This window comes from Desulfobacula sp. (assembly GCF_021107415.1).
On record NZ_JAIOSW010000337.1, the window covers coordinates 1 to 3,299 of the forward strand.

Below are 3,299 nucleotides of genomic sequence, written 5' to 3' on the forward strand. Positions count from 1 at the left end.
ACTCCCGTCCCTGGTCCCCACGCAACCTGGCCCCTTATATTAAACACCTTCGCTTGTTTTTCAGCTGCTTTTGCACTATCAAATGAAACTAAAATAAAAACTGCCATAATGCCCAGAACGATAATTAGTGTTTTTTTACCCATTTTCTCTATTCCTCCTTTCATAATTAATGTTTTTTTACCCATTCTTCTCTATTCCTCCTTTCATAATTAATGTTTTTTTATCCATTCTTCTCTAATTTTCCTTACCCAAAAAAATTTTCTTATCATTATTTAAAAAAGGAAATATAATTTAAAACAACTTCCTATTCTTCGAGAAAATCCGTAAGCAAAATCAATGAAACTCACCGCAGCAGAGCTGCGAGGAATTCTTTTGATTAAATTATCCAACCTGGGCTGGATTGTTTCAAAAAGAACTCCTTTCCGAACTTCCCGTTGACCTGGTGGCCTCGTTTTTTAATGATGGTTTTGGCCGCCCTACAAAAGAACTGCATACCGTGCTTGGAACTCTGGTCCTTCAGCAAACACACGACCCAATCCCTCTTTACTATAGCTATATTTCAAAATATTTATTTGTTTTTTTAAATTCACCAAATGTAGATCATCCTTTAAAGTTCCTCATCTTGCTGTCTGTAGCATCTTGTTTCGTAAAAACTCAAAGGTATAATTAACATGTTCTCTCATAAATTTCTTGGCCTTCTCATAGGAACCCCTCTTGATAAGTGATATGATATGTTGATGCTCCTCTGTAGAACGCCGTCCTGATCCTGGGACATATAAATAAACGAATTGATATCGAGCCAAATGGGAAGAAATTGAATTATAAAAATGGACCATCCAATTGTTGCCAGTGGATTCAATCAGTTTTATATGAAAATCGACAAAGGCTTTAAGGTAGGTGAATACTTCTTCCCGATTATCTTGAGAAGGTGTGGACAAATTTGATGCTGCCTCCACAGATGCAATGACATTAGGCAACTCTCTGATATTTTCGGCTTTAAGAATATCGATAGCATAACATTCAAGCATCTCCCTGGCCTTATAGACATCTTGTAAGTACTCAATTGATATCTCACTAACATTAGTCCCCTTTCTTGGCATACTGACAATCAGATGTTCATTCTCCAATGTCCGAAATGCCTCACGGATAGGGGGTCTACTGATATTAAGGTGTAAGGCCAAATCAGTTTCGTTAAGCTTTTGACCGGCCACAAGCTTACCAGTGATAATTTGCTTCCTCAGATATTCGGTAGCAATGTTTGTTACAGTTTTAATTTCCATTATTTATTAATTAGGTCTACAGTCTACAATCTACAGTCTACAATAGTCTTGCCTTAAACAGATGTCAAGGAAAAATTTTATTTTTTTATAATTTTTTATAGCTCGACTAGTGTTGCTCTTTGGGCCTATTTTTGGTCTTTTTGGCAGGACAATATAAGACGCAGGGTAAATCAGATAACATAGTAAAAAATAATAAAACATACCCATTTATCTGTAAATTTTTCAAAGATGGTTTGGTAGACAATCAAGCCGCCCTTTTGGCATTGCAGCAATTGGCTGAATATATTAGCGAAGGTGAATTCAACACTATAATGCTGACTACAGGACAACCCGCTGCTCTTTTTCCGTCAGCGGATCAAGAGTTTCTTCTAACCATGGAAAAAGTGAGTTTTGTATGCTATGCCAGATATGGAAGAGATTGCTCATTAAGTTATCTCTTTTCTTGTTTTAAACTTTCAGCCGTCATTGGAGTTAACAAAGCACTTTCTTCCTTATTTTGTTTCGGGACAGTTAACTATTTAAGTTTACCCTGCGAGTGAATATTTCCCAGCCTTTGCAAGCTTCTCCCCTCGAATTGCTGATTTGCTGAAAGCCGGAACTGAAATATTTAATCTGAGGGCAATAGATGACATGGTGATTCTAAGGGTTCGCTCAAAAATAAATTTACATTTTAGGGTGTCGAGTCGACCGCATGACAAGGCGCGAGGAGGGCGAATAGCTGGCCTATTTAACCGACGAGCAACGAAGTCGTACGGGATGAATCGTCTCAATAAAATGTGAAGTTATTTTTGAGCGAGCCCTAAGTTCTCTTACCACCCAGTAGCATAAAAGACTCCGGGCTTTTACAATGTAGCGATACCTTCCTTGCGCCCAAACATCCTCTATCTTCATACCTAATACCTCAGCCACTCGGGCTGCTGTTTTATCTAAGGTGAAGCCACGGGATTTGAGATCGTATTTTCTTTCCATTGCCTCGTTGGCGGAAGCAAGAACTTTTTCCACAAAATCCCCGTTACCTAAAATTCTCTCATCGCTTTTCTGAATAATCTTTGCTCTTTTAAGCGCTTTTACCGCAGTGCTGATGTCGTTCCAGTTGTTTCATGTCCTTTACGAGTCCGGCTCGAAGTGGGTTCAGATGAATGTAGCGCACCAGTTCCAGCAAGTAGATGTCCTCCAGACTTGTAGCGGTTCTGGAAGAGGTGGCCGTTTCTACGGTGTCTGCGGTTATACCAAAGGGCATAACCGGTCAAAAGACGTCTCATGATCGTAGAGATGGAAACTGTGCCGGTCCTGAGCAGGAGGTGAAAATGATTGGGAATAAGTGCCCAGGCATAGTCCGCCGGAGGCGAATTTCGGTTTCTTTCAGGATACTTCCGAGTCGAGCTAAAAAACTTTCCCTGTCGGCATTGTCCTCGAATATTTGCCTTCTTTCAATGCCCCTGGCAATGATATGGTAGAGGGCTTCCGGAGCATCTATTCGTGATTTTCTTGGCATGCAAACCGAATAGCATAACCAATTGGAATTATCTAGTTAAATAGTTAACAGCGTCCCGAAAGCCGAAGCGATATGCACAACAATACGGCTGAATCGTTTAACTCCCTGCTTGAGCGGGCTAAGCTGGGTGTGTTTCATCATTTGAGTAAAAAACATCTGCCACGTTATCTTGACAAAATTGGTTTTCGCTGAAACCACCGAATTCCTAAGGAAAAGGTAACCCAAAACGGTACCAAAAAGAGTGTACTGATTCCAATGCCGGTCATGAGCAAGTTGCAGTTTTTATTGGCCCAAGCATTCGGCAGACAAATCAGGCAAACAACAAACGGCGGCATTCGAAGACTTGATAACCCCGCCTACTTTGAATGTTGATAGCCTTTTTTAGTATATAATTCCGTTTCTAAAACCAATTTAGAATTATTTAAATTAGTTAACCGGTCAAGAAGTTCTATCAACTTATTTTCTCAGTTTCTCCTTGAGCGCATCCACGACCTTGAAAAGGTCTTCGACGACCCCATAGTCTG

The 3,299-nt window shown here is 40.1% G+C and carries 5 protein-coding genes and 1 pseudogene; 2 read left to right on the forward strand and 4 right to left on the reverse strand.

Annotated elements, in window-relative coordinates; all coding sequences use genetic code 11:
• Window positions 1-185 (reverse strand): hypothetical protein (locus tag K8S13_RS17045; RefSeq protein ID WP_291464365.1); only part of this gene is annotated, 185 nt, incomplete at its 3' end.
• A 432-nt stretch (window positions 186-617) separates the two neighbouring features.
• Window positions 618-1,280, reverse strand: coding sequence for a GntR family transcriptional regulator (locus K8S13_RS17050; RefSeq protein ID WP_291464366.1), 663 nt, complete (start codon window positions 1,278-1,280; stop codon window positions 618-620).
• Between the two features lie 131 nt (window positions 1,281-1,411).
• Here K8S13_RS17050 and K8S13_RS17055 point away from each other — a divergent pair, with 131 nt between their 5' ends.
• Complete coding sequence (locus tag K8S13_RS17055; protein ID WP_291464367.1) at window positions 1,412-1,819, forward strand: hypothetical protein; 408 nt, start codon at window positions 1,412-1,414, stop codon at window positions 1,817-1,819.
• Between the two features lie 184 nt (window positions 1,820-2,003).
• Here K8S13_RS17055 and K8S13_RS17060 read toward each other — a convergent pair whose 3' ends face one another.
• Window positions 2,004-2,282, reverse strand: a complete 279-nt coding sequence (locus K8S13_RS17060; protein ID WP_291464368.1) for a hypothetical protein — start codon at window positions 2,280-2,282, stop codon at window positions 2,004-2,006.
• 65 nt (window positions 2,283-2,347) lie between these two features.
• Window positions 2,348-2,698 (reverse strand): transposase, encoded by a 351-nt coding sequence (locus K8S13_RS25765; protein WP_367172701.1) that lies wholly within the window; start codon window positions 2,696-2,698, stop codon window positions 2,348-2,350.
• 146 nt (window positions 2,699-2,844) lie between these two features.
• Here K8S13_RS25765 and K8S13_RS25770 point away from each other — a divergent pair.
• Window positions 2,845-2,967, forward strand: a pseudogene (locus K8S13_RS25770) (transposase); the annotation flags it as partial.
• Window positions 2,968-3,299 lie beyond the last annotated feature (332 nt).